The organism is Streptomyces sp. NPDC094147, from assembly GCF_044764265.1.
Taxonomy (GTDB): Bacteria; Actinomycetota; Actinomycetes; order Streptomycetales; family Streptomycetaceae; genus Streptomyces.
Window position 1 is genome coordinate 327419 of sequence record NZ_JBIWHT010000003.1, and the last position, 24030, is coordinate 351448.

18 protein-coding genes and 1 pseudogene are annotated in these 24030 nt (G+C 72.9%); 12 read left to right on the plus strand and 7 right to left on the minus strand.

Features of this window, described 5'->3' with window-relative positions; translation table 11 throughout:
• The first annotated feature begins 30 nt into the window (after window positions 1–30).
• Both ACIQ8J_RS08955 and ACIQ8J_RS08960 read left to right on the plus strand, forming a co-directional pair.
• Window positions 31–1275 carry a hypothetical protein gene (locus ACIQ8J_RS08955; protein WP_403268515.1) on the plus strand — a complete coding sequence of 415 codons (1245 nt, stop codon included), beginning with the start codon at window positions 31–33 and terminating at the stop codon, window positions 1273–1275.
• 115 nt (window positions 1276–1390) lie between these two features.
• Window positions 1391–1909, plus strand: a complete 519-nt coding sequence (locus ACIQ8J_RS08960; protein ID WP_403268518.1) for a DoxX family protein — start codon at window positions 1391–1393, stop codon at window positions 1907–1909.
• Here ACIQ8J_RS08960 and ACIQ8J_RS08965 read toward each other — a convergent pair.
• On the minus strand, window positions 1813–2079 hold the full coding sequence (locus tag ACIQ8J_RS08965) for a hypothetical protein (RefSeq protein WP_403268520.1): 267 nt from the start codon (window positions 2077–2079) through the stop codon (window positions 1813–1815). The two genes, ACIQ8J_RS08960 and ACIQ8J_RS08965, sit on opposite strands and share 97 nt — an antisense overlap.
• Window positions 2066–3355 (minus strand): PspC domain-containing protein, encoded by a 1290-nt coding sequence (locus ACIQ8J_RS08970; protein ID WP_403268522.1) that lies wholly within the window; start codon window positions 3353–3355, stop codon window positions 2066–2068. Before ACIQ8J_RS08970 ends, ACIQ8J_RS08965 begins: the two co-directional genes overlap by 14 nt.
• Before the next feature lie 150 nt (window positions 3356–3505).
• Here ACIQ8J_RS08970 and ACIQ8J_RS08975 point away from each other — a divergent pair, with 150 nt between their 5' ends.
• From ACIQ8J_RS08975 to ACIQ8J_RS08990, 4 genes are all read left to right on the plus strand, one after another.
• A complete protein-coding gene (locus ACIQ8J_RS08975) occupies window positions 3506–4777 on the plus strand; it encodes a PspC domain-containing protein (protein WP_403268524.1) in 1272 nt (423 codons plus the stop codon).
• Entirely contained in the window at window positions 4774–5454 is a 681-nt protein-coding gene (locus tag ACIQ8J_RS08980) for a LuxR C-terminal-related transcriptional regulator (RefSeq protein ID WP_403268527.1), read from the plus strand. Before ACIQ8J_RS08975 ends, ACIQ8J_RS08980 begins: the two co-directional genes overlap by 4 nt.
• Window positions 5455–5544: 90 nt before the next feature.
• Window positions 5545–6729, plus strand: a complete 1185-nt coding sequence (locus ACIQ8J_RS08985; RefSeq protein WP_403268852.1) for an alpha/beta hydrolase — start codon at window positions 5545–5547, stop codon at window positions 6727–6729.
• 287 nt (window positions 6730–7016) lie between these two features.
• Window positions 7017–8153 (plus strand): alpha/beta hydrolase, encoded by a 1137-nt coding sequence (locus tag ACIQ8J_RS08990; protein WP_403268529.1) that lies wholly within the window; start codon window positions 7017–7019, stop codon window positions 8151–8153.
• A gap of 15 nt (window positions 8154–8168) precedes the next feature.
• Here the strand turns inward: ACIQ8J_RS08990 and ACIQ8J_RS08995 are convergent, their stop codons facing one another.
• Window positions 8169–9221, minus strand: coding sequence for an NlpC/P60 family protein (locus ACIQ8J_RS08995; RefSeq protein ID WP_403268532.1), 1053 nt, complete (start codon window positions 9219–9221; stop codon window positions 8169–8171).
• Between the two features lie 362 nt (window positions 9222–9583).
• On the opposite strand from ACIQ8J_RS08995, the gene ACIQ8J_RS09000 reads away from it, so the two are divergent.
• Window positions 9584–9937, plus strand: coding sequence for a hypothetical protein (locus ACIQ8J_RS09000; protein WP_403268534.1), 354 nt, complete (start codon window positions 9584–9586; stop codon window positions 9935–9937).
• Between the two features lie 283 nt (window positions 9938–10220).
• On the plus strand, window positions 10221–12677 hold the full coding sequence (pcrA, locus tag ACIQ8J_RS09005) for a DNA helicase PcrA (protein ID WP_403268536.1): 2457 nt from the start codon (window positions 10221–10223) through the stop codon (window positions 12675–12677).
• Window positions 12678–12681: 4 nt separating this feature from the next.
• Here pcrA and ACIQ8J_RS09010 read toward each other — a convergent pair whose 3' ends face one another.
• Window positions 12682–14211: a peptidoglycan DD-metalloendopeptidase family protein gene (locus ACIQ8J_RS09010; protein WP_403268539.1), complete on the minus strand. Its 1530-nt coding sequence runs from the start codon at window positions 14209–14211 to the stop codon at window positions 12682–12684.
• 322 nt (window positions 14212–14533) lie between these two features.
• Window positions 14534–15358, minus strand: coding sequence for an esterase/lipase family protein (locus ACIQ8J_RS09015; RefSeq protein ID WP_403268541.1), 825 nt, complete (start codon window positions 15356–15358; stop codon window positions 14534–14536).
• Between the two features lie 384 nt (window positions 15359–15742).
• Here ACIQ8J_RS09015 and ACIQ8J_RS09020 point away from each other — a divergent pair, with 384 nt between their 5' ends.
• The gene (locus ACIQ8J_RS09020) at window positions 15743–16156 is read left to right on the plus strand and encodes a cobalamin B12-binding domain-containing protein (RefSeq protein ID WP_189762011.1); all 414 of its coding nucleotides are present in this window, start codon (window positions 15743–15745) and stop codon (window positions 16154–16156) included.
• Between the two features lie 245 nt (window positions 16157–16401).
• Here ACIQ8J_RS09020 and ACIQ8J_RS09025 read toward each other — a convergent pair whose 3' ends face one another.
• Together ACIQ8J_RS09025 and ACIQ8J_RS09030 are read right to left on the minus strand one after the other, a co-directional pair.
• Complete coding sequence (locus ACIQ8J_RS09025) at window positions 16402–18027, minus strand: DUF5691 domain-containing protein (RefSeq protein WP_403268544.1); 1626 nt, start codon at window positions 18025–18027, stop codon at window positions 16402–16404.
• A gap of 92 nt (window positions 18028–18119) precedes the next feature.
• Window positions 18120–19106 (minus strand): annotated as a pseudogene (locus ACIQ8J_RS09030) (SWIM zinc finger family protein); the annotation flags it as partial.
• A gap of 169 nt (window positions 19107–19275) precedes the next feature.
• On the opposite strand from ACIQ8J_RS09030, the gene ACIQ8J_RS09035 reads away from it, so the two are divergent.
• The 3 genes from ACIQ8J_RS09035 to ACIQ8J_RS09045 are packed head-to-tail and all read left to right on the plus strand — an operon-like array spanning window position 19276 to window position 23926.
• Window positions 19276–20400, plus strand: coding sequence for an AAA family ATPase (locus ACIQ8J_RS09035; protein ID WP_403268547.1), 1125 nt, complete (start codon window positions 19276–19278; stop codon window positions 20398–20400).
• A complete protein-coding gene (locus ACIQ8J_RS09040; RefSeq protein WP_403607778.1) occupies window positions 20397–22775 on the plus strand; it encodes a DUF5682 family protein in 2379 nt (792 codons plus the stop codon). Before ACIQ8J_RS09035 ends, ACIQ8J_RS09040 begins: the two co-directional genes overlap by 4 nt.
• A complete protein-coding gene (locus ACIQ8J_RS09045) occupies window positions 22772–23926 on the plus strand; it encodes a VWA domain-containing protein (RefSeq protein WP_403268552.1) in 1155 nt (384 codons plus the stop codon). The genes ACIQ8J_RS09040 and ACIQ8J_RS09045 overlap by 4 nt, the downstream gene beginning before the upstream one ends.
• Window positions 23927–24030: the final 104 nt, after the last annotated feature.

Below are 24030 nucleotides of genomic sequence, written 5' to 3' on the forward strand. Positions count from 1 at the left end.
AGGGGTTTGAGGCGCAGGGATGGAGTTCTCGTGGCGGTGCAGGAGGCTCGGCAATGCGGCGGCGACTGCGCGCACGGCGCGCGGGACGGGCACCGGCGCGCGGTGGCGGCGTTCCTCGCCAAACGGGACGAGCTCGCCGCGGGCGAAGGGCTGCCGGCCGCCGTCGCGCACTCCGCCGGGGCGTCCCGGCAGTGGGTCTCGGACGAACTGACCCAGTCCGCGCGGGCGGTCGCCGAACACGACCGGGAGGCGGGCCGGACCTGGCCCGAGCGGGTGTGGCGCGCGAGCGTCACGGTGATCTGGGCCGGGGTTCTCGGCTTCGCCCTCGCCGAGGCGTCCACGGCGATCGGAACGGGGTGGACCGCGGCGCGCACGGCGGGGCTCCTGTCCGTGCTCGCCGTGGCGGTCGGGCTGACGGCGGCGGCGTATCTGCACCGCGCGCGGGGCGGCCTCCTCGCACCCGTACTGGGTGAGGACAACCGCCTCTCGACCTCGCGGGCGGTCGCGGTGACGTGGGTCCTGTTCGCGGTCGTCGCGGCCCTGGTCCTCGCGCTGCGACTGGCCGGGGCGTCGGGGCCCGCCGAGCGCGAGACGGTCTTACGCGGCCTCGAACTGTCCAGGGTCGGCGGCCTGTTGACGGCTCTGTTCCTCACCTCGGAGATCGCGGTGGTCGTCCGCCGGGTGGTGACGGTACGCGTCCACGGGCGGCGACTGCAGAAGGTGCGGGCCGACCGGCCGCGCGGGGCCGACCTGCTGACCGACGACTCGGGGCGGGGCAGCTTCGCGGACGTGCAGTACGTGGCGGTGAGCGTGGTGGCGGTGGTGTTCGCGGCCGTACGCCTGGCCCGCCGCCCGGATCAACTCCCGGATCTGCCTTGGGGGTTGGCGGTGCTGGTCGCCGTCTCGGCGGCGACGTACTTCGCGGGGAAGTACGCGGAGGGCGGCCGTCCGGTGATCCTGTCCGTGGTACGCGCCCGGGAGGCGGGCGACCTGGACGCGCCCATCCGCACCGGGGACGACATCGAGATCCGGGGCGCCGGATTCGTCCCGCCGGGCGCGGGCACACCGGACCGGCTCGCCCGGATGGTGGTCCGCATCGGCGCGGTCCACGTCCACGTCCCCCTGATCCCCGTCCCGGGCGGCTTCGCGAACCCGACGGACGGGGTGCTGACGGTGCCGGTGCCGGTGGATGTCGAGGCGGGGCGGGTGGAGGTCCGGGTGATTACGGCGGCGGGCGTGGAGACGGAGGGGGTGGTGGTGGAGGTGGGGGAGTAGCGGCGGAGTCCCTCAGGGAGTCCGGGGCCGAGCCCCAGGGTGGCGGAATGAGACACCCGTTCCCCCCGTCCGTATCGTCTGGTGAGAGCCGAATCGGATGGAGGCGGGATCAGCCATGGCACATGGACATGCGACCAGGGTGCGGACCGGTGTGGACCAGGCCCGGGGCCGGCGGGACACGGCCCGCAGGTACGCGCTGCTGCCGCTGCGGATCTTCCTCGGCGTGACGTTCGTCTACGCCGGCCTCGACAAGCTCACGGACAGCGCGTTCTTCCACGCGACCGGCACCGGATCCATCGGCGAGCTCATGCAGGGCGTGCGGAACACCTCCGCGATCCCCGCCCTCGTGGACCTCGCCCTGAAGAGCCCGCCCGGGTTCGGGTACGCCATCGCGTTCGGCGAGCTGGCCGTCGGCATCGGCACCCTGCTCGGCCTGTTCGGGCGGCTCGCCGCACTGGGCGGCGCGCTCATCTCGCTCTCCCTGTGGCTCACGGTGAGCTGGCAGACCACCCCGTACTACTACGGCAACGACCTGGCCTACTTGATGGCCTGGCTGCCGCTCGTACTGGCCGGGACGCCGCTGCTGTCCGCGGACGCGCTCCTGGCCAGGCGGCGCCGCCTGCGCACCCCGTAGTCGATCCAGCCCGCGAGCCCCGCGAGCCCGAGACCGCCGCACACCAGCGGGACCGCGGTGTAGGGCGGGATGTGCCAGCGCCCGGCCGCGTCGCCCGCGAACAGCACGGCGGTGGCGATCAGCGCGAGCCCCGCGACGAGCCGGCCGGGGCGGAATTCATGACGCAGCACGGTCCACCTCCGCCTGGCCGACGCCGACCTTGAGTTCGAGTTCGAGGGTGCCGGCCGGCTTGGCACCGGCGGGCGGCGGCAGTGTGGTGGTCCGCTTCTGGTCCGGCGACACGTGGATGTCGTCCGGCCGCTCGCTGGGCAGCTGGATGTCGCCGACACCCACGTCGATGGTCAGCTTCACCGTCACGTCCTTCGGTACGACGACCCTCGCCTTGCCCGCGCCGACCTCCGCGCGGGTCGTCAGGGTCCGGCCCTGCGGCACGGCGACCCGGCTCAGGTCCAGGGTGGCGACGCCCGTGCCGAGGCGGTAGTCCGGCCGCACCTCGCTGATCGCGGCGGGCGTCCAGCCGGTGCGCACCCAGTGCGAGTCGATCGACTTGGGCAGCGCCGCCGACCCGGCGAGCAGCGCCGCCGTGAGCACCGCCAGGAAGAGCGTGCCGGTGCCCGTACGCCCCAGGAACGAGCTGAGGATCAGGCCGAGCCCGAACACCCCGAGCGCGGCCGCGAACCCGATCTCCAGGCCGGTGCCCAGCGGCTGGTGGCGCCAGGCGCCGCCGAACCCGGCACCGAAGGCGAGCAGCGCGGCGAGGAAGAGGAGCCCGCCGATGGAACGCGGCCCCCGGCTCTCCCGTACCGCCGCCTTCGCGGCCTTGCGCGCCTTGGGGGCCGGGGCCGCCGCGGCGTCCGCAGGACCCCACAGATAGCCGCTGCCGCTCGGTCCGGTGGTGCCGTCCTTGACGATCGGGTCCCGCCACCAGGACGGCGGGGACGGCGCGGGCGGCGCCTTCGTCTCGGGCGGCGCGTCCGCGACGGCCTGCGCCGCGACCGGGTCGAGCGGGACGTCGGCGGGCGCGGTGGAGCGCCGCTGCGACCAGACGGCGGCGCCCGCGAGCAGCAGCGTGAGCAGCACGCCGAACGTCATCACCCCGCCGCTCTGCAGCATCGTGAGGAAGATCCCGCAGCCGGCGAGCGCCATCAGCACGGCGACCAGCGAGGCGCCCTCCACCCGGCCGGTGAGCAGCCGGCGCGCCTCGCTCTCGTCCTCCCCTTCGAGCGGCACGAGCAGCCAGGCGAAACCGTAGATGACCAGGCCGAGGCCGCCGGTGACGGACAGCACACCGAGCGCGATCCGGAAGATCACCGGGTCGATGTCGCAGTACCGGCCGAGGCCCCCGCAGACTCCGCCGATGACCTTGTTGCGTCCGCTGCGGCGCAGCTGCGGGGCCTCGGGGACCGGATCGGGCGGCGCGAGGGGCGTCTCGGTCGGCTGGTTCATACGTACATGGTGACGGGCGCCCACCGCCCCCGGCACCCGCCCCGACCCTGGCCTCTCCCTGATTTCACCCCTCAAGGGGCGGCCCCGCTCGGGGACGCGTGGGGGCGAACCCTGATGCCCGGGGGCGTACGCACGTGTGACGATCGGGGCATGCCAGTCGCCACCCCCCGCCTGTCGCCGCCCGAGGCCGACGAAGTGCCGGTCCGCAAGCTGTACCGCTCCGCCGAGGGGCGGATGCTCGGCGGGGTCGCGCGCGGGCTCGCCGGGCACCTCGGTCTGCCGGTGGTGTGGGTGCGGATCGTGTTCCTTGGGCTGCTCACGATCAACGGCCTGGGGGCGCTGCTGTACGCGGCGTTCTGGTTCGTGGTGCCGCTCGGCCGCGGCGGCACGGCCGAGCGGCACTCCGCGTTCGAGGTCAGCCCGGACGGCCGGCGCAGGCTGCGCAAGCCGGACAAGGGGCAGATCGTCGCGCTGATCGCGCTGGTCTTCGGTGCCGCGATCTTCGCCTCCAAGGTGGACGTCGGCGGCTGGGCCAATCCGTACGTCTTCCCCACCTTCCTGATCGGGGTCGGCGTCATCCTGGTGTGGCGCCAGGCCGACAACACGCGCCGGGCCCGCTGGACCGAGGGCGCCCGCCGCAGCGGGCTGCTCCTGTGGGCCCGGGGCCTGGCCGGGGTGGCCCTGGTCGGCACCGGACTGACCGGCTTCGTGGTGGTCAACGGCTCGGCGGCGCAGCTCGGCAACGTACTGACGGCGGCGATCGCGGTGCTCGCGGGCATCGCGCTGCTCGCCGGGCCCTACCTCGTCCGCATGACGCAGGACCTGTCCGAGGAGCGCCTGATGCGCATCCGGGCCCAGGAGCGGGCCGAAGTCGCCGCGCACGTACACGACTCGGTGCTGCACACCCTGACCCTGATCCAGCGCAACGCGGAGAACGTCGGCGAGGTGCGGCGCCTGGCCCGCGCCCAGGAACGGGAGTTGCGCGCCTGGCTGTACAAGCCGGAGGGCACCGGGCGCGAGGAGGAACCCCAGACGCTGGCCGAGGCCGTGAAGAAGGCGGCGGCCGAGGTCGAGGACAAGCACGGCGTCCCCATCGAGGTGGTCGTCGTCGGCGACTGCCCGCTGGACGACGGTCTGACCGCACAGATGCAGGCCGCGCGCGAGGCGATGGTGAACGCGGCCAAGTACGGTGGCGAGGGCGGCGCCGTCCAGGTGTACGCGGAGGTCGAGGGCCGCACGGTCTTCGTCTCCGTACGGGACCGGGGCCCCGGATTCGATCCGGACGCGGTACCCGGTGACCGGATGGGCGTACGAGAATCAATCATCGGCCGGATGCAGCGCAACGGCGGTACGGCGAGGCTGCGTTCGGTGCCCGGCGGGGGCACCGAGGTCGAGCTGGAGATGGAGAGGGCAGAGGGATGACCGAGGAAACGACAGACCGCCACGTCAGGGTGGTGCTCGTCGACGACCACCGGATGTTCCGCACCGGAGTCCAGGCGGAGATCGGCCAGACCGGGACCACGGGCGTCGAGGTGGTCGGCGAGGCGGCCGACGTCGACCAGGCGGTCACCGTCATCACCGCGACCCGGCCCGAGGTCGTGCTGCTCGACGTGCACCTGCCCGGCGGCGGCGGTGTCGAGGTGCTGCGCCGCTCGGCGGCCATGATGGCCGCCGCCGAGAACCCGGTCCGCTTCCTCGCGCTGTCCGTCTCGGACGCGGCGGAGGACGTGATCGGCGTGATCCGCGGGGGTGCCCGCGGCTACGTCACCAAGACGATCACCGGCGCCGACCTGGTCGACTCGATCTTCCGGGTGCAGGACGGCGACGCGGTGTTCTCGCCGCGCCTGGCGGGCTTCGTCCTGGACGCCTTCGCCTCCACGGACGCGCCGCCGGTGGACGAGGACATGGACCGGCTCACCCAGCGCGAGCGCGAGGTGCTGCGGCTGATCGCCCGGGGCTACGCCTACAAGGAGATCGCCAAGCAGCTGTTCATCTCCGTGAAGACGGTCGAGTCGCATGTCTCCGCGGTGCTGCGCAAGCTCCAGCTCTCCAACCGCCACGAGCTGACCCGCTGGGCGACGGCCCGCCGTCTCGTCTGACCGCTGCGGCGCGATGCCATGGCTTTACCTGCGTAAAACCATGGCAAAACCGGCAACCCGGACGCGCACATGTCACTCTTGCCCAACGTGATGAGCCTGACCGGAACTCCCTTCTTCGTTACCGCGATCGCGGTGGCGGCGCTCGCCGTTCTGGTGCCGCTGTTCGTCTGGCACAAGGTCGGCGGGCCGACCGTGGTGCGCGGCGCCGTACGGCTCTTCATGGTGCTCGTCGCCCAGGCCTCGGCGGTCCTCGTGGTGTTCGTCGCCGTCAACAACGCGAACGGCCTCTACGACACCTGGGGTGATCTTCTCGGCACCGACAGCCATGTCGGCGCCGCGCCCGATCTGGGTGTCGACGGCACCGGCGGGCACAGCATCGCCAAGGAGCCGCGGATCAAGCAGGCCTTCGCGCCGGTCGACGACTCCAGGCTGGGGCCGGGCGTCCGGATGACGCAGCTGACCGGCCGGGTGTCCGGGGCGGACGGCGAGGTGTACGTGTGGCTGCCGCCGCAGTACGACGAACCGGCGTACAAGGCCAAGGACTTCCCCGTGGTGGAGCTGCTGCCGGGCTACCCCGGCTCGGCCAAGGACTGGTTCACCAACCTCGATACCGCCGGTCAGCTCCAGCCGCTGATGGAGAAGGGCGAGGTCAAGCCGTTCATCCTGGTCGCGCCGCGCACCTCGCTGCTCGCCGGGCAGGACACCGGCTGCGCCAATGTGCCGGGCGTCGTCAACGCCGACACCTGGCTGAGCGTGGACGTCCGCAAGATGGTCACCGACAACTTCCGGGCCACCGACCGCGCCGACGGCTGGGCCGTCGCCGGGATATCGGCCGGCGCGCACTGCGCGGCCAAACTCGCCGTCGAGCACCCCGACCGCTACCGCGCGGGCGTCGCGCTGTCCGGCTACAACGACCCCGCCGCCGAGTCCGACTCGATCACCGCGAGCGACCCGGTCCTGCGCCGCGAGACCAACCCGCTGTGGATACTCGCCCACGCCAAGCACCCCCCGCGCACCTCGCTCTTCCTCACCGGCCAGCCGGGCGACGGTTTCGAGGACGCCCTCGCCCTGCGCAAGGCCGCGAAGCCGCCCACCAGGGTGTGGGTGCAGCAGACCGACGGCGGCCACCTGAACGTGGTGTGGAAGCCGCTCGTCCCGGAGGTCTTCCGCTGGCTCTCCTCCCAGCTCACCGGCGTCCAGGACGCGAAGGGCGGCCTGAGCCCGGACGGCGGCACCGCCGACGCCGCGGTGATCCAGGCCACGGGCCACCGGTGATCCGGGCCACGGGCAAGCGGCGACGGGCCCGACCTGGCGGCGATGCCGCGCGCCCACCGCGCCGGCGTGATGGCTCCGGCGGCCAGTGCCTCCTCCCGTACCGACTCGACCGTCGCGATGAAGGTGTTCCGCGTGAAGCCGTCCACCAGTCCCGGCCGAGCAGCGCGTTCCCGCCCGCCGCCCGCTGGAGGCGGACCTCCCAGCACAGAGCACGCGGTGTCATCACTTGGTAAAACGCTGGTAAAGGGGGCAACTGGTGTTCGCGGGCGGCCCTCTTGCGGGGCGTGATGAGCCTGACCGGTACCCCCTTCCTCGTGGTCGCGATCCTCGCGGCCGCGGTGGCCCTGCTGCTGCCCCTCGTCCTGTGGACCAGGATCGGCGGCCCTGCCGCCGTGCGGTGGGTGTCGCGGCTCCTCATGCTGGGCTTCGCCCAGGTCACCGCGATCCTCGTGGTCTTCCTCTTCGTCAACAACGCCAACGGCCTGTACGACACCTGGGGCGACCTCCTCGGCGGCGGCAACCACGTCAACGCGGCCCCGGACCTGGGCCCCGACGGCACCGGCGGCCGCAACGCCGCCTCCGCGCCCAAGGTGAAGCAGAAGTTCGAGCCGTACACGAGCAAGGTCGGCAAGGGCGTGCTGAAGACCACGCTCAAGGGGCAGGTCTCCGGTGTCGAGGGCGATGTGGCGGTGTGGCTGCCGCCGCAGTACAACGACCCGGCGTACAAGGACAAGACCTTCCCCGTGGTCGAGCTGCTGCCCGGCTACCCGGGGTCGATAGGCGCCTGGTTCGGCACGCTGAAGGTGCAGGAGCAGCTCACGCCGATGATGGAGAAGGGCGAGGTCGCGCCGTTCATCCTGGTCTCGCCGCGCACCACCCTCCTGGGCGGCAAGGACACCGGCTGCGCCAATGTGCCGGGCGTCGTCAACGCCGACAGCTGGCTGAGCGTGGACGTCCGCAAGATGGTCACCGACAACTTCCGGGCCGACCCCGGCGCCGACGGCTGGGCCGTCGCCGGATACTCCGCGGGCGCCCACTGCGCGGCCAAGCTGGCGATAGAGCACCCCGACCGCTACCGCGCGGGAGTGGACCTCTCCGGCTACAACGACCCGGCGGCCGAGCGCGACTCGATCACGGCGAAGGATCCGAAGCTGCGCGAGGAGACCAACCCGCTGTGGATCCTGACGCACGCCAAGACCCCGCCGCGCGTCTCGCTGTTCGTCTCCGGTGAGCAGACCGACGGCTACAACGACGGGGTGGCCCTGAAGAAGGCCGCCAAGGCGCCGACCTCGGTCACCGTGCTGAAGCTCAACGGCGGCGGCCACGCCAGCGCGGTCTGGAAGACCCAGGTGCCGGACGTCTTCCGCTGGCTGACCAAGGAGATGGGCGCGGGCGCGAAGGTCGTTCCCGAGGCAGGTATCTGACGCATCGTCAGGAACTTACGCGGGCCGGACCGCCCCCGCGAACGGCATCTGGTCGACCGGCGCGATCCGTACCGGCGCCCCCGGGTGCGGGGCGTGGATCATCTGGCCGCCGCCGATGTACAGCCCGACGTGGCTGATCCCGGAGTAGAAGAACACCAGGTCGCCCGGGGCGAGTTCGGAGCGCGTGACCCGCGTGCCGGAGTTGATCTGGGTGTACGTGGTCCGCGGCAGCTCCACGCCGGCCGAGCGCCAGGCGGCCTGGGTCAGGCCCGAGCAGTCGAAGGACGAGGGCCCCGTCGAGCCCCACACATACGGTTTGCCGAGCGCGCTGTAGGCGAAGGCGACGGCCGCCGCGGCGCGTGCGGTGGGGGCCGCGACCGGCCCGCGCGGCGCGTCGGCGGACCGGCCGGCCCGGGTGTCCCCGGAGGCCGCGGCGGGATCCTCGTACGCGGCCCGCTCCGGCGCGGTGAGCTGGGCGAGCAGTGCCTCGGCCGCGGTGATCTTCGACTGGATGCCGCTCTTCTGCCGCCGCAGCGTGGACTGCTGGCCGCGCAGCTCGGTGAGCTTTCCGTCGGCGGTGGAGTGCAGCCGGTCCAGCTCCGCGAGCTGCTTGCGCACACCCGTCACGGCGGCCGCGGTCCGGTCCCCGGTCCGCTCCGCGAACGCGGCGTTGTCCAGGTACCGCTGCGGGTCGGAGGAGAGCATCAGCTGAAGCTCCGGGGCGACCGCGCCGCTGCGGTACTGGGCGGCCGCGAGCGACCCCAGCGCATTGCGCGCGCTGTTGAGCTGATCGGTCTTGCGGGCGGCCTCGTCCCGCAGCTCGCTCAGCGAGCGCTCGGTCGCATCCGCCTTCTCCTTCGTCCCGTCGTACGCCTCCGTCGCGACCTCCGCGTCGTGGTACAGCTGGTCGACCTTGGCCTTGACCTGCGCCGGGGTGAGCTTCGGCTCCGCGTGCCCGGACCCCTCGAAGAGGGTCGCGGTGGCCGCCGAGGCGAGTGCGAGCGTCGCGGCGGTGCGGGCGGCGGGGCCGGTGAGCGGGTGCTGCTTGGGCTTTCGGTGGGCAGCCACGAGGGCCTTCACGTCCTTCCGTACGGCAGTGCTTGCGCCCTGCGGCCCCCTCGCGGGAGCCGTTCCGACGACGGACCGCACAGGGGGAGCGGCCCGCCGCCGGACCTTTCGGCGGGGGTGACCGACGGCCGCCCGGTGGTGCGGCGGCGGTGGGGAGTCGGTCACCTGGAGCAGGACGCTAAACCTGGACGACACGGCCGAGCGACGTAATGACGGGAAGTGCCACGTTCCGGCGCCCGAGCGACCGACTTCGACCGTTGCGCGGGCAACGGCCCGCAGCCTGCGTGCCTGCTGTGACCGATGTGCCGCTCGGGCCCCACCCGCTGCACGGAGCCTGCTAAGCGGGAATTAGGCTCCGGCTCATGGACGTACTCATCAAGGTCTTCGTCGGCCTGCACATCATCGGTATCGCGTCGCTGCTCGGCGGCTTCCTGACGCAGATGAAGGCGATGAGCGCGGGCACCGCCCGCTTCGTTCCGGCGATGCTGCACGGCGCCCTGACCATGCTGGTCACCGGCGTCGCCCTGGTCGGCCTCAACCAGGCCGACGACCACACCGTGAACAGCATCAAGATCGGCGTGAAGCTCGCGATCCTGATCGTGATCCTCGGGCTGGTCTATGTGAAGCGGGACGAGGAGAAGATCGAGAAGGGCCTGTTCGGCGCGGTCGGCGGGCTCACGATCGCGAACGTCTTCATCGCGCTGCTGTGGACCTGAGCCGGTCCCGCACGCGGACCTGAACCGACCCCGGACGCGGCGCGCGCAGCCGTAGCCGGAGCGCTCTTCCCCAAGGGGGCCGCGGGGTGTCAGAGGAGCGGCCTAGGGGGTGTGCGGTGGGTCAGGGTCGGACAGGGCGCGGTGGCTGGTGCGGTGCATCGCAAGGCGCCGGAGCGTTTCGATAGCGGAGCTATCGGGGCGTTTCGGCAACGCGGCGAGGTGCCGTGCCAGCCGCCGTGACCCCGGCCCTGATCCGCCGCACACCCCCTAGACTCGGGAGACGATGAGCAGCCTCTTTGATGACAGCTTCCTGGCGGATCTCCAGCCCTCCGAGGAGGAGCACCCGCCGCCGCCCGAGGAGTCGCACGCGCCCGAAGCGGTGCCGGACGACCTGTTCGGGGGCCGGTTCGACGCGCCCGTGGACCGGGACGCGCACTACCGCGGCGGTGCCCCGCGCCCGGTGATCGACGCGGCGGCCCTGCTCGACGGGCTGAACGAACAGCAGCGCGCGGCCGTGGTGCACGCGGGCTCGCCGCTGCTCATCGTGGCCGGCGCGGGCTCCGGCAAGACCCGGGTGCTCACGCACCGCATCGCCCACCTCCTGGCGACCCGCGGGGTGCACCCCGGCCAGATCCTCGCGATCACCTTCACCAACAAGGCCGCGGGCGAGATGAAGGAGCGCGTCGAGCAGCTCGTCGGCCCGCGCGCCAACGCGATGTGGGTCATGACCTTCCACAGCGCGTGCGTACGGATCCTGCGCCGCGAGTCGAAGAGGCTCGGCTTCACCTCGTCGTTCTCGATCTACGACGCGGCCGACTCCAAGCGCCTGATGGCACTGGTCTGCCGCGACCTCGACCTGGACCCCAAGCGCTTCCCGCCGAAGTCGTTCAGCGCCAAGGTGTCCAACCTGAAGAACGAGCTGATCGACGAGGAGACCTTCGCGGGCCAGGCTGCGGACGGCTTCGAGAAGACGCTCGCCCAGGCGTACACGATGTACCAGGCCCGGCTGCGCGAGGCCAACGCGCTGGACTTCGACGACATCATCATGACGACGGTCCACCTGCTCCAGGCGTTCCCGGACGTCGCCGAGCACTACCGGCTGCGCTTCAGGCACGTCCTCGTGGACGAGTACCAGGACACCAACCACGCCCAGTACACCCTCGTACGGGAACTGGTGGGCCCGGCCGGCGAGGCGCAGGCGCCCGCCGAGCTGTGCGTGGTCGGCGACGCCGACCAGTCGATCTACGCCTTCCGCGGCGCGACGATCCGCAACATCCTCCAGTTCGAGGAGGACTACCCGAACGCGACGACGATCCTCCTGGAGCAGAACTACCGCTCCACCCAGACGATCCTGTCCGCCGCGAACGCGGTGATCGAGCGCAACGAGAGCCGCCGCCCGAAGAACCTGTGGACGGACGCCGGACCCGGCGCGCAGATCACCGGCTACGTCGCGGACACCGAGCACGACGAGGCGCGGTTCGTCGCCGACGAGATCGACCGGCTCACCGACAAGGGCGAGGCCAGGGCGGGCGACGTCGCCGTCTTCTACCGCACCAACGCCCAGTCCCGGGTCTTCGAAGAGATCTTCATCCGGGTCGGCCTGCCCTACAAGGTCGTCGGCGGCGTCCGCTTCTACGAGCGCAAGGAGGTCAGGGACGTCCTGGCCTATCTGCGCGTCCTGTCGAACGCCGAGGACACCGTCCCGCTGCGCCGCATCCTCAACGTCCCCAAGCGCGGCATCGGCGAGCGCGCCGAAGCGATGATCGACGCGCTGTCGCTGCGCGAGAGGATCACCTTCCCGCAGGCGCTGCGCCGCGTGGACGAGGCGTACGGCATGGCCGCCCGCTCGGCCAACGCCGTCAAGCGGTTCAACGCGCTGATGGAGGAGCTCCGTACGATCGTGGACTCCGGCGCCGGGCCCGCCGTCGTCCTCGAAGCGGTCCTCGAACGGACCGGCTACCTCGCCGAGTTGCAGGCCTCCACCGACCCGCAGGACGAGACCCGCATCGAGAACCTCCAGGAACTGGCCGCCGTGGCCCTGGAGTTCGAGCAGGAGCGGGGTGAGGAAGAGGGCGCGGGCACGCTCGCCGAATTCCTGGAGAAGGTCGCCCTGGTCGCCGACTCCGACCAGATCCCCGACGAGGACGAGGACGGCTCCGGCGTCATCACCCTGATGACCCTGCACACCGCCAAGGGCCTCGAATTCCCCGTCGTGTTCCTCACCGGCATGGAGGACGGCGTCTTCCCGCACATGCGCGCGCTCGGCCAGGTCAAGGAGCTGGAGGAGGAGCGGCGCCTGGCCTACGTCGGCATCACGCGCGCCCGCGAGCGGCTGTACCTGACCCGCTCCTCGATGCGCAGCGCCTGGGGACAGCCCTCGTACAACCCGGCCTCGCGCTTCCTGGAGGAGATCCCGGTCCAGCACCTGGAGTGGAAGCGGACCGGGCCGATGGCCGCCCCGGCGGGCCCGGTGTCGGGCAAGTCGCTCGGCGGTGGGATCGGCGGTTCGCTGTCGTCGTCGCGCTCCAAGACGGGGCCCTCGGGCTTCGCGACCCGGCGCGGCAGCGAGAAGCCGGTGGTCTCGCTGTCGGTCGGCGACCGGGTCACGCACGACCAGTTCGGCCTGGGCACCGTGATGTCGGTGACCGGTTCGGGCTCGGACGCGCAGGCCACGATCGACTTCGGCGACGAGCGCCCCAAGAAGCTGCTGCTGCGCTACGCGCCGGTCGAGAAGCTGTAGTCCGCTACGTCGGGTCGAGGTCGTGGCTGCGCAGCCACGGCAGCGGGTCGATGGACGAGCCGCCGTCGGGCCGCACTTCGAAGTGGAGGTGCGGTCCGGTGGAGTTGCCGGAGTTCCCCGAGTACGCGATGACCTGGCCGGCCTTCACCGGGCCCGAGCGCAGCTTGGTGCTGGACAGGTGGCAGTACCAGGTCTCGGTGCCGTCGTCGCCGGTCACTATGGCCATGTTTCCGTAGGCGCTGTTCCACTGGGTGCGGATCGTGCCGTCGATCGCCGACATCACGGGAGTGCCGTACGAGACCGGGAAGTCGATGCCGGTGTGCACCGACATCCAGTTGACGCCGGCTTGCCCGTAGTACGCGCTGAGCCCCTTCTGCGCCACCGGCAGGACGAACTTGGGGCGCGCGGCTTCCTTGGCGGCGGCCGCGTCCTCCTTTTTCTTCTTCTCCGCGTCCTGGCGGGCCTTGAGGTCGAGACGTTCCTGCGTCCGGCTGGCCCGGTCGGCGAAGCTGTTCGCGTCGGCGCTGAGGTTGGCGAGCTGGGTGTCCAGCTTGGTGTTGGCGGCGACCGGCTTGACCGAGGCGGGGTCGGACGCGGCCGTCACGGTGGTGCCGTCGTCCTTGCCGCCGGTGAGCCCGCTCACGGAGGCGACCGCGACGCCCGCGACCCCCATCACGCACACGGACGGCACCGCGACGGTCAGCAGCGCCGAACGCTTGGCGGGGTTGCGCCGCCGACGCCCGGCACCGCGGCGCGCCTCGGCCCGCGAACCCGGGACCACCGGGCTGGGCAGATCGAGAGCGTCGGGCTCGGGCTCCGGCTCGTGCTCCAGGGTCGCGAACTCCGCTGTTTCGTAAGCGAGTTGATGATCGGGAGTGGCGTGACTCTCGGGCTCGGGGTGGAGCTGCGGCTCGGGCTCGGCGTACGTGGTCGGGGTGGCCGCCGTCGTGTTCCACGCGGTGGCGTCGTACGTACCGGTGTCGGAGCGCGTGCCGGGTACGGACCACTGGCCCGTGGTGTCGTACGCGGCGGCGAAGGCGCTGTTGTCGTACTGACCGGTGCCCTGCGCCTGGTTCCAGGCGTCGGCGTCCCACTGGCCCGTCGTGTCGAAGGCGGCGGTGTCGAAGGTGCCGGGACCGGAATTCTGGGTGGGGAAGACCTGGGTGGCGAACGCGCCGGTGTCGAACTGGCCGACGGCGAAGGTGCGGGCGTCGAAGCTGCCGGTCGCGCCGCTCGGGTCGTACGCCGTGGCCTGGGCCGGAACCGTCCACTGGCCGGTGGTGTCGTACGAGTCGTACCGGGAGGCGAAGGCGCCGGTGTCGAACTGGCCGCTGTGGTCTGCCGCGTAGCCGCCGTTCTGACCGGCGTAGGTGTGCTGGCCGGCATAGGTGTGCTGCGTCGCGTCCTGCATCGAGCCGTAGAGCGGATCGACGCCGAAGCTTCCGGTGTGGGCGCTGTCGCCACCGTGGCCGCTGCTGCCGCTGAGGTAACCGTCGTGTCCGACGTACCCGGCGTGGGCGTGCTGGTCAGTCACCAACTTCTCTCTCGCCTCGGCAACAGAACCTGCGGCCGGGTTCCCTGACGGGCGGGGGTCCCGGGGAAAGCAGTGGCGTGACTGTACCCGGCGGTATGCGAGGGCGACAATCTTCGGAAGGTTTTACGGTCCGAGGAACGGGGCATTCAGCCGCCTTTCGGCGGACTGATGGCAGAGGTTTTGGCCCTGAGTTCGAGACGCGTTCGACGTTTGACGGGTTGCCCGTGCGTGGCCGCCGCGGCCGACGGGACCTGACCCAAGCCGCCGTCAGGGCGGGGCGCCGTGACGGCGGATGGTTTGGACTGGATGGCCGGGGACCTGCTCAGGCCACGGAGAACGCCTCCTGACCTGCGGCCTCCGGCTGGCCGGTGGTCAGCGCCTGACGCACCCCGGCCGCGACCGCCGGATGCACCGGCATCGCCAGGTGGCCGATTCCCGTCACCCGCACGTTCTCGGCGAGCAGATCCGGGTGGTCGATGCGGGCCGTCTCCACCGGAATCATCAGTGTGTCGAGGTCGCTCCAGAAGCTCACGAAGCGGGTGCGGATGTCCGGCGCGGGTCTGGCCAGCTCCTTGACGATCTCGGAGCCGGGACACATCTGCCGCACGATCGGGTGAGCGTTCGCGAGCTGTGCGGAGCGGGTGCCGGAGTGCGGGGTGCCCAGCGTGACCAGCGTACGGACGCGGAGATCACCGCCCAGGCGCTGCACGTAGTAGCGGGCTATCAGCCCGCCCAGGCTGTGCCCGACGATGTCCACCTCGCGGTGTCCGGTGCGGGCGCAGATCTCCTCGATGTGCCGGCCGAGCAGTTCGGCGGCGACCCTGATGTCGCTGGTCAGCGGCGAGTAGTTGAGCGATTCGAGATGCCGCCAGCCGTGCCGGGCCAGCGAGCGGCGCAGCAGCACGAACACGGACCGGTTGTCGATGAAGCCGTGCAGCAGGACCACCGGCGGGTGCGAGCGGCCCGCGGTGGGCAGTTGCGGCGCGGAGGTGGCGGCGGTGTCCGGGTGTCGTTCGGGAGCGAGACCGGAGGGATAGAGGAGCAGGTGGCCCGCGAGCACTGCCAGATCGAGCGCGGTGGCCCGGACCAGTGCCGCCGAGAGCCAGGCGCGGCGCAGGCACGGCGGCAGAAGCGAAAAGACCTGCACGGCGGCGACCTCCCCAATGGCACGCTGGGAGACCACTCCGTCCCCCGTAATGCCCTCATGGGGCTCCGCCGGTGAAGGCTGCCGCGGTCCCGTCCCCCGAAAACGCGAGGGGCCGGACCGCCGTGCTGCGCGGCTGGCAGCACGGTGGTGCGGCGCCTTCGTAGCGGCTCCCCTTTGCGACCGCGCCCGCCCCGTGGCGACCGCTCCGGCTGGTGCCGGTGGGCCGACTGGTGCGGGTCCGGTGCAAAACGATGTGTCCCACGTGTGATTTCCCCCTCCCTCTCCACCGTGAAACGGCGGGTTGCGGGATGCTGTCGATAACGTTCGTTCACTTCCCCGGCCCTTCGGCGCGGGGGTGCGCAGGTGGGACATGTGGAGGCAGTGATGGGTGTAACTGGTCCGATCCGCGTGGTGGTGGCCAAGCCGGGGCTCGACGGTCACGATCGCGGGGCCAAGGTCATCGCGCGGGCGCTGCGTGACGCCGGCATGGAGGTCATCTACACCGGGCTGCACCAGACGCCCGAGCAGATCGTGGACACCGCCATCCAGGAGGACGCCGACGCGATCGGCCTCTCGATCCTGTCCGGCGCGCACAACACGCTGTTCGCGAAGGTGCTTGAGCTCCTGAAGGAGCGGGATGCGGAGGACATCAAGGTCTTCGGCGGGGGCATCATTCCGGAGGCGGACATCCCGCCGCTGAAGGAGCTCGGGGTGGCGGAGATCTTCACGCCCGGGGCGACCACGGCGTCCATCGTGACCTGGGTCAACGCGAACGTCAGGCAGCCGGCGGGGGCGTGACGCCGGGCGGCGCGACCCCCTGGGGCGTCTTCCCACCCGCCCGCCTGTGCAGGGGGTTGGGGCCCTCCGGGGGCTGCGCCCCAGACCCCGCGGGGCTTCGCCCCCTGCACCCCCTCCGGGGGCTGCGCCCCTGCACCCCCGCTCCTCAAAGGCCGGAGGGGCTTGATTGTTGCCGGTCGCGGGTGGGCGTTCCGCACGGCGGTGGGGGTCTGGGGGCGCAGCCCCAAGCAAGGGGTCAGGAGTGGCTACCCCAGCAGTTCCTCCCTCATCGCCGCCCGCAGCGACAGCGTTGCCACCAGCCGCTGGAAGGCCTCCGCCCAGTACCCTCCGGCCCCCGGCGACGCCCCCTCGGACTCCGGCGGCGTAGCCGTCAGTGCTTCCAGGCGAGGGGACTCGGACGGGTCGAGGCAGCGTTCCGCCAGGCCCATCACGCCGCTGAAGCTCCAGGGGTAGCTCCCCGCGTCCCGCGCGATCTCCAGGGCGTCGACGACCGCCCGGCCCAGCGCCCCGGCCCACGGCACGACGCACACCCCGAGCAGCTGGAACGCCTCCGACAGGCCGTGCGCGGCTATGAACTCGGCCACCCAGTCCGCCCGTTCGCCCTCCCCGAGCGTGGACAGGAGCTTGGCCCGCTCGGCCAGGGACGTCGTGCCCGCGGCCTCGCCGGGCGGCGCCGACGGGGTGCCGAGCAGCGCCCGGGACCACTCCGCGTTCCGCTGGCGCACCGCAGCCCGGCACCAGGCGGCGTGCAGTTCGTCGGCCCAGCCGTCGGCGACGGGAAGCGCCACGATGTCCTGCGGAGTGCGCCCGCCGAACCGGGCGGGCCAGGTGCCGAGCGGCGCCGACTCCACCAACTGGCCCAGCCACCACGACCGTTCGCCCCGCCCGGCCGGTGGCCTCGGCGCGACCCCGTCCCGCTGCAACGCCGCATCGCACTCGTGCGGCGCCTCCACCGCGATCGGCGCCCCCTCGCCCGTCCGGTCCAGGGACACACAGGTCGCCGCGCGCCGCGCCATCCGCGCTGCGAGCGCCGAACCGGGCAGCGCGGACAGCAGCTCCGCCGCGGTCGCCCGCACATTGCGGCTGCGGTCGGCCAACGCCCGTTCCAGGAACGGCTCGTCCGCATCGGAGAGCCCGCCGCGCAGCGAGTCCAGGAACATCAGCCGGTCCTCGGCCCGCTCGGTCGGCCACGTCCCGGCCAGCAGCTCCCGCCCCGCCCCCGGATCGTGCGCCCGAACCGCCCCCAGCAGCGCCACCCGCTCGGCGAACAGCCCTTCCTCCCACAGGAGTTGTACGGATTCGGTGTCCCCGGGGTCGGGCAGTACCGCGCTGCCCGAAGCGCCGCGCAGCGCGAAGCGCCACTCCGGGTTGAGCCGGGCCAGCCACAGCCCGCGTGTTCCCGCGAAGGTCAGCGCCAGGGGGCGCAGATCGGTGCGGGCCCGCGCCGCGTCAAGCAGCGCGGGCAGCAGCGCGGCCGGTGCGCGGTACCCCCGCTCGTTCGCGGCGGCCAGCCACTGCGGAAGCAGCTCACCCAGATCGGGCGCTGTCCCGCGCCGGCCCCCGGCGTGCGCGGGCGCCGAACGGTCGGCGAGCAGCCGCGCCAGACGCCGACGGGCCGCCTCCGGCAGCGCGGGCCGCTCATCCGCCGGAGCCGCCTCGGGACGTACACCCGCGGCGGCCGGAAGCAGCCCGGCCCTGCGCCGCAGCGTCTGCGCGGCGGCGGCATCGAGAAGCTCCCCGGGTGTCCCGGCAACCGGACGCCGGTCCGTCCCCAGCAGCCCCGCCGCCACAAGCTCCTCCCAGGAACAGGAGCCGGTTTCTCCGGTGCGGGTCTCCCCGATGCCGGTCCTCCCGATGGCGGTGCTGGTCATCGATCCCCCTTGGTTCGGTCGACAGCCCGGTCGGTAGCCCGGTCGGTAGTCCGATCGGTAGTCGGGCAGACAGCCTGTCGGGCGAGGTTCAGTCAAGTGAGCTCCACCGGCTCCGCCGACCCGTCCGCCCACGCCGCCAGCGGCCTGAATCCCCGGTGGCCGCATTCGCCGAAGACGGTGACCGGGGCGCCCCCGGACAGGGCGACGAGTTTCCACAGGCCCGCGCGGGCCGCCGTGCCCGGAGTCACCGGCAGCGCGAACTCGCCTGCTGCGTCGGCCAGTTGCCAACCGTCGTCGCCGTCCTTCGGCGGTACGGGTACGACCTCGGCCAGGGTCGCCGGGCAGGCGTCCAGCCAGGGGTCGTCCAGGAGCGCTCGGCCGTACCGCTCGACCGCCTCCGTGGTCGGGCCGCCCGGGGGCGGGCCCCCGGCCGGGGCCGGCGTACCGTACCGCTCGCCCAGTGCCGCGCGCAGCTGGCCCGCGCCCGGGTACGGCGTCAGGGCGGCGTCGATCGTCAGGCCGACCGGCAGCGCCAAGCCCGGGGCGCGGCCCGCCGCGCCGAAGTCCAGGATCAGCGCCCAGCGGCCCGAGTCCCGTCCGTACAGCCATATCCGGCGCGTGGTGAGCTTCGCGTCGCCCGTGTCGTACTGGGCCAGGATCTGCCAGTCGTCGCGGACCGCGGGGCCCTGAGGGGCGGCGGGCAGGCCGATGCGGGAGCGGACCGTCGCGGCCAGCGGCGCCGGCAGGGTGTCGCGGCCCAGCCAGGCCCGGTCGAGGAGGTGCAGCAGCGCGCACTCTTCGAGCAGCCGCATCGGCCAGCCCGCGCCCGATCCCGGTATCGCCCCCAACTCCCGTACTCTCCCCGCCAGTCCGGGCGCCTGCGCGTCGACCATGCGGGCGGCCGTCTCCTCCCACAGGCCGTACCCGGGGCGCTCGGCCGCCGCGAGCCCGCCGCGCAGCAGATCCGCCAAGCGCTGCTCCAGCTCGACCGCCCCCGCGGTCACCCGCTCCGCCCGTCTCTCGGCCCGCCGCCTGGCCGCCTCCGGGTCAACGGTCCTGACCCCGGCGGCCGTTGGCTCCGGCCACTGCTCCGCCGTCCGGTGCTCCCCCTGCTGAGTCATGTCCCCGAAGGTACGGGCGACCACTGACAATCGGCTCTGACCTGCGACGATGAGTGATTGTCAGTGGCGTGGTGCACGGTGGTCCCACAAGCCGGTCGAACGTCTCGAACGACCTGGAGGGGGATCCATGACCGTGTCCGAAACCGAGCCCGCCCGCGCCGAGTCCCGCGCGGAGGCGGCTCTGCGGCCGCACGCCGAGCACGCCTTCGCGGACGAGCTGGCGGCGCTGGCCGCCGCCGACGACCGGCCCCGCCCGGCCCGTTGGAGACTTTCGCCGTGGGCGGTCGCCACGTATCTGCTCGGCGGGACCCTGCCCGACGGCACGGTGATCACGCCGAAGTACGTGGGCCCGCGGCGCATCGTGGAGGTCGCCGTCAGCACCCTCGCCACCGACCGCGCGCTGCTCCTGCTCGGCGTGCCCGGCACCGCCAAGACCTGGGTGTCGGAGCATCTCGCCGCGGCCGTCAGCGGCGACTCCACCCTCCTCGTGCAGGGCACCGCCGGCACCCCGGAGGAGGCCATCCGGTACGGCTGGAACTACGCGCAGCTGCTCGCGCACGGCCCGAGCCGCGAGGCGCTCGTGCCCAGCCCCGTCATGCGGGCCATGGCGCAGGGGATGACCGCGCGGGTCGAGGAGCTCACCCGCATCCCGGCCGACGTGCAGGACACCCTCATCACGATCCTGTCCGAAAAGACCTTGCCCATCCCGGAGTTGGGCTCCGAGACACAGGCCGTACGGGGCTTCAACCTGATCGCCACCGCCAATGACCGGGACCGCGGTGTCAACGAGCTGTCCAGCGCCCTGCGGCGCCGCTTCAACACGGTGGTGCTGCCGCTGCCCGCCACCGCGGAGGCCGAGGTCGACATCGTCTCGCGGCGTGTCGACCAGCTCGGCCGCTCGCTCGACCTGCCCGCCGTGCCGGACGGGATGGCGGAGATCCGCCGCGTCGTCACCGTCTTCCGCGAGCTGCGCGACGGTGTGACCTCCGACGGCCGCACCAAGCTCAAATCCCCTTCGGGGACGCTCTCCACCGCCGAGGCGATCTCCGTGGTGACCGGTGGCCTCGCGCTCGCCGCGCACTTCGGCGACGGCGTGCTCAGGTCCGGCGACGTGGCCGCCGGCGTCCTCGGCGCCGTGGTGCGCGACCCGGCGGCGGACCGCCTCGTCTGGCAGGAGTACCTGGAGACGGTGGTCCGCGAACGGGACGGCTGGAAGGACTTCTACCGTGCCTGCCGCGAGGTGTCCGCATGACAGCGGCCCCGCGCACCACCCCGTCCGGCGCGGAAGGGCCCCTGCTGCTGGGGGTGCGGCACCACGGTCCCGGCTCGGCGCGCGCGGTGCGGGATGCGCTGGAGGCGGCCCGGCCGCGTGCCGTGCTCATCGAGGGGCCGCCCGAGGCGGACGCGCTAGTCGCGCTCGCCGGGGACCCGGACATGCGGCCGCCGATCGCGCTGCTCGCCCATGTCGTGGACGATCCGGGGCGGGCCGGGTTCTGGCCGATGGCCGAGTTCTCGCCGGAGTGGGTGGCGATCCGCTGGGCCCTGGAGCACGGCGCGGAGGTCCGCTTCATCGATCTGCCCGCCGCCCACTCGCTCGCGGCGCGGGAGGAGCCCGAGGCGACGCAGGGCACTCCGCGGATCGACCCCATCGCGGCGCTCGCCGAGGCCGCCGGGTACGACGACCCGGAGCGGTGGTGGGAGGACGCCGTGGAACACCGGGCCAACTCGGCTGACTCCCTGGCCGGTTCGGCGGGCGCTGTGGCCGAAGCCCGGGGCGCTGCGGTCGCCCGCTGCCACACCACTGCCGACCCCCGCGCGTCGTTCGCCGCCCTCGGCGAAGCCATGGCCGTGCTCCGCGAGACGTACGGCGACGGCGGTCATCCGCGCGATCCGATCCGCGAGGCTCACATGCGCCAGCAACTAAGGGCGGCGGCAAGGGAGTTCGGGGACGGGGTCGCTGTCGTCTGCGGGGCCTGGCATGTGCCGGCGCTCACCGGGAAGTTCACCGTGGCGGGCGACCGTGCCCTGCTCAAGGGGCTGCCCAAGGCGAAGGTCGAGCTGACCTGGGTGCCGTGGACGTACCGCAGGCTCGCCCGGCGCAGCGGGTACGGAGCGGGGATCGACTCGCCCGGCTGGTACGGGCACCTGTTCAGCGCCCCCGACCGGCCGGTGGAGCGCTGGATGACCAAGGTCGCCGGGCTGCTGCGGGAGGAGGACCGCCAGGTCTCGTCCGCCCATGTCATCGAGGCCGTCCGGCTCGCCGGCACGCTCGCCGCGATGCGCGGCCGCCCGCTGCCGGGCCTCGCCGAGACCACCGATGCCGTACGGGCCGTGCTGTGCGAGGGCTCCGACGTGCCGCTCGCGCTGATCCAGGACCGGCTGATCGTGGGGGACGTGCTCGGCGAGGTGCCCGACGCGGCGCCCGCCGTGCCGCTCCAACGCGATCTCGTACGGGCCCAGCGCACCCTGCGGCTCAAACCGGAGGCCCTGGCGCGGGAGTTGGAGCTCGACCTGCGCAAGGAGACCGACTCCGGGCGCAGCAGGCTGCTGCACCGGCTGCGGCTGCTCGGCATCGGCTGGGGCGAGCAGGTCCGGGCCCGCTCCACCGGCACCTTCCGGGAGAGCTGGCGGCTGCGCTGGGAGCCCGAGCTGTCGGTGCGGGTCGCCGAGGCCGGGGTCTGGGGCACCACCGTCCTGGCCGCCGCCACCGCCAGGGCCGAGTCGGAGGCGGCCGCCGCGACCGCGCTGGGCGACGTCACCGCCCTCGCCGAGCGCTGCCTGCTGGCCGAACTGCCGGACGCGCTCCCGGTGGTGATGAGCGCGCTCGCCGACCGCGCCGCGCTCGACACCGATGTCGCCCACCTCGCCCAGGCCCTGCCGGCCCTCGCCCGCACCCTGCGCTACGGAGATGTGCGCGGCACCGCGACCGCGGGTCTCGCCGAGGTCGCGGCGGGCCTCGCCGAACGGATCTGCGTCGGCCTGCCGCCCGCCTGCACCGCTCTCGACGCGGACGGCGCCGCCGCGATGCGCACCCACCTGGACGCCGTGCACACCGCCATCGGCCTCCTCCCGGAGCCGGCCGGCACCGGCTCCGGCGGGCTCCGCGCGCGCTGGTCCGGCGTGCTCGCCCGGCTCGCCTCGCGGGACAGCGTCCCCGGGGTCATCCGCGGCCGGGCGGCGCGGCTGCTGCTGGACGACGGGCGGGTGGAGAGCGAGGAGGCGGCCCGGTATCTGGGGCTCGCCCTCTCGCCCGGGACGGCGCCCGCCGACGCGGCCGCCTGGATCGAGGGGTTCTTCGGCGGCGCCTTGGGCGGCGGCCTGCTGCTGGTGCACGACGAGGTGCTGCTCGGCCTGGTGGACGGCTGGCTGACGGGCGTGGCGCCGGACGCGTTCTCCGACGTACTCCCGCTGCTGCGCCGGACGTTCGCCGCCTACGAACCAGGGGTGCGCCGCACGCTCGGGGAGCTGGTGCGGCGCGGACCGGCCGCGCGGGTCGGGGACGGCGACGCCGCCCCGCCCGGGTTCGGCTGCGGGCTCGACGCGGCGCGCGCCGATGCCGTACTGCCGCTGGTCGCCCTCCTGCTGGGGCGGGACGTATCCAACAACCTTGTGGGGGTGGGTAGTTGAGCAGCATCCAGGCGGGCGCGGACGAGCGGCTGCGGCGCTGGCGGCTGGTCCTCGGCGGGGAGCCGGGCGCCGAGGGGACGGGCCGCGCGCTCGCCGGGCGGGATGCCGCGATGGACGGCGCGCTCGGCGCGCTCTACGGCGCCGGGAAGGGCGGTTCCGGGGAGCGCGGTTCCGGGCTCGGGGCGTCCGCGCCGTCCGTCGCCCGCTGGCTCGGCGACATCCGTACGTACTTCCCGAGCTCCGTGGTGCAGGTCATGCAGCGTGACGCCATCGACCGGCTCGGGCTCGCCGCCCTCCTCGTGGAGCCGGAGATGCTGGCGGCCGTCGAGCCCGACGTCCACCTCGTGGGCACCCTGCTCTCGCTCACGGCGGCGATGCCCGAGACCACCCGGGAGACCGCCCGCGCCGTGGTGCGCAAGGTTGTCGAGGACCTGGAGAAGCGGCTCGCCGCCCGCACCCGGGCCACCCTCACCGGAGCCCTCGACCGCGGCGCCCGCATCAGCCGCCCGCGCCACCGCGACATCGACTGGGACCGCACCGTCCGGGCCAACCTCAAGAACTACCTGCCCGAGCACGGGACCGTCGTGCCGGAGCGGCTCGTCGGATACGGGCGGGCTGGGCGGGGAGTGAAGAAGGAGGTCGTGCTGTGCGTCGACCAGTCCGGGTCGATGGCCGCCTCCGTCGTCCACGCCGCCGTCTTCGGGGCCGTTCTCGCTTCGATGCGCTCCATCGCGACCCGCCTCGTGGTCTTCGACACCGCGGTCGCCGACCTCACCGACCAGCTGGCGGACCCCGTCGACGTGCTGTTCGCCACCCAGCTCGGCGGCGGCACCGACATCAACCGGGCGCTCGCCTACTGCCAGTCGCGGATCACCCGTCCTGCCGACACTCTGGTCGTTCTGATCAGTGATCTCTACGAGGGCGGGATACGGGAGGAGATGCTCAAGCGGGTCGCCGCGATGCAGGCGTCCGGGGTGCAGTTCGTGGCCCTGCTGGCGCTCTCCGACGAAGGCGCCCCGGCGTACGACCGCGAGCACGCCGCGGCCCTGGCCGCCCTGGGGGCGCCCGCCTTCGCCTGCACCCCGGACCTCTTCCCCGACGTGATGGCTGCGGCGATCGAGCGGCGGCCGCTCCCGATACCGGAGGCGTGACCCGGGTCATCCGGCAACGCGCGCTGAGCAGGTGATCTGTGACAGGTATCACCGCCCAGGTGTGATCTGTGATTTAGGGACCCACGTCCTGCGGAGATAACCTG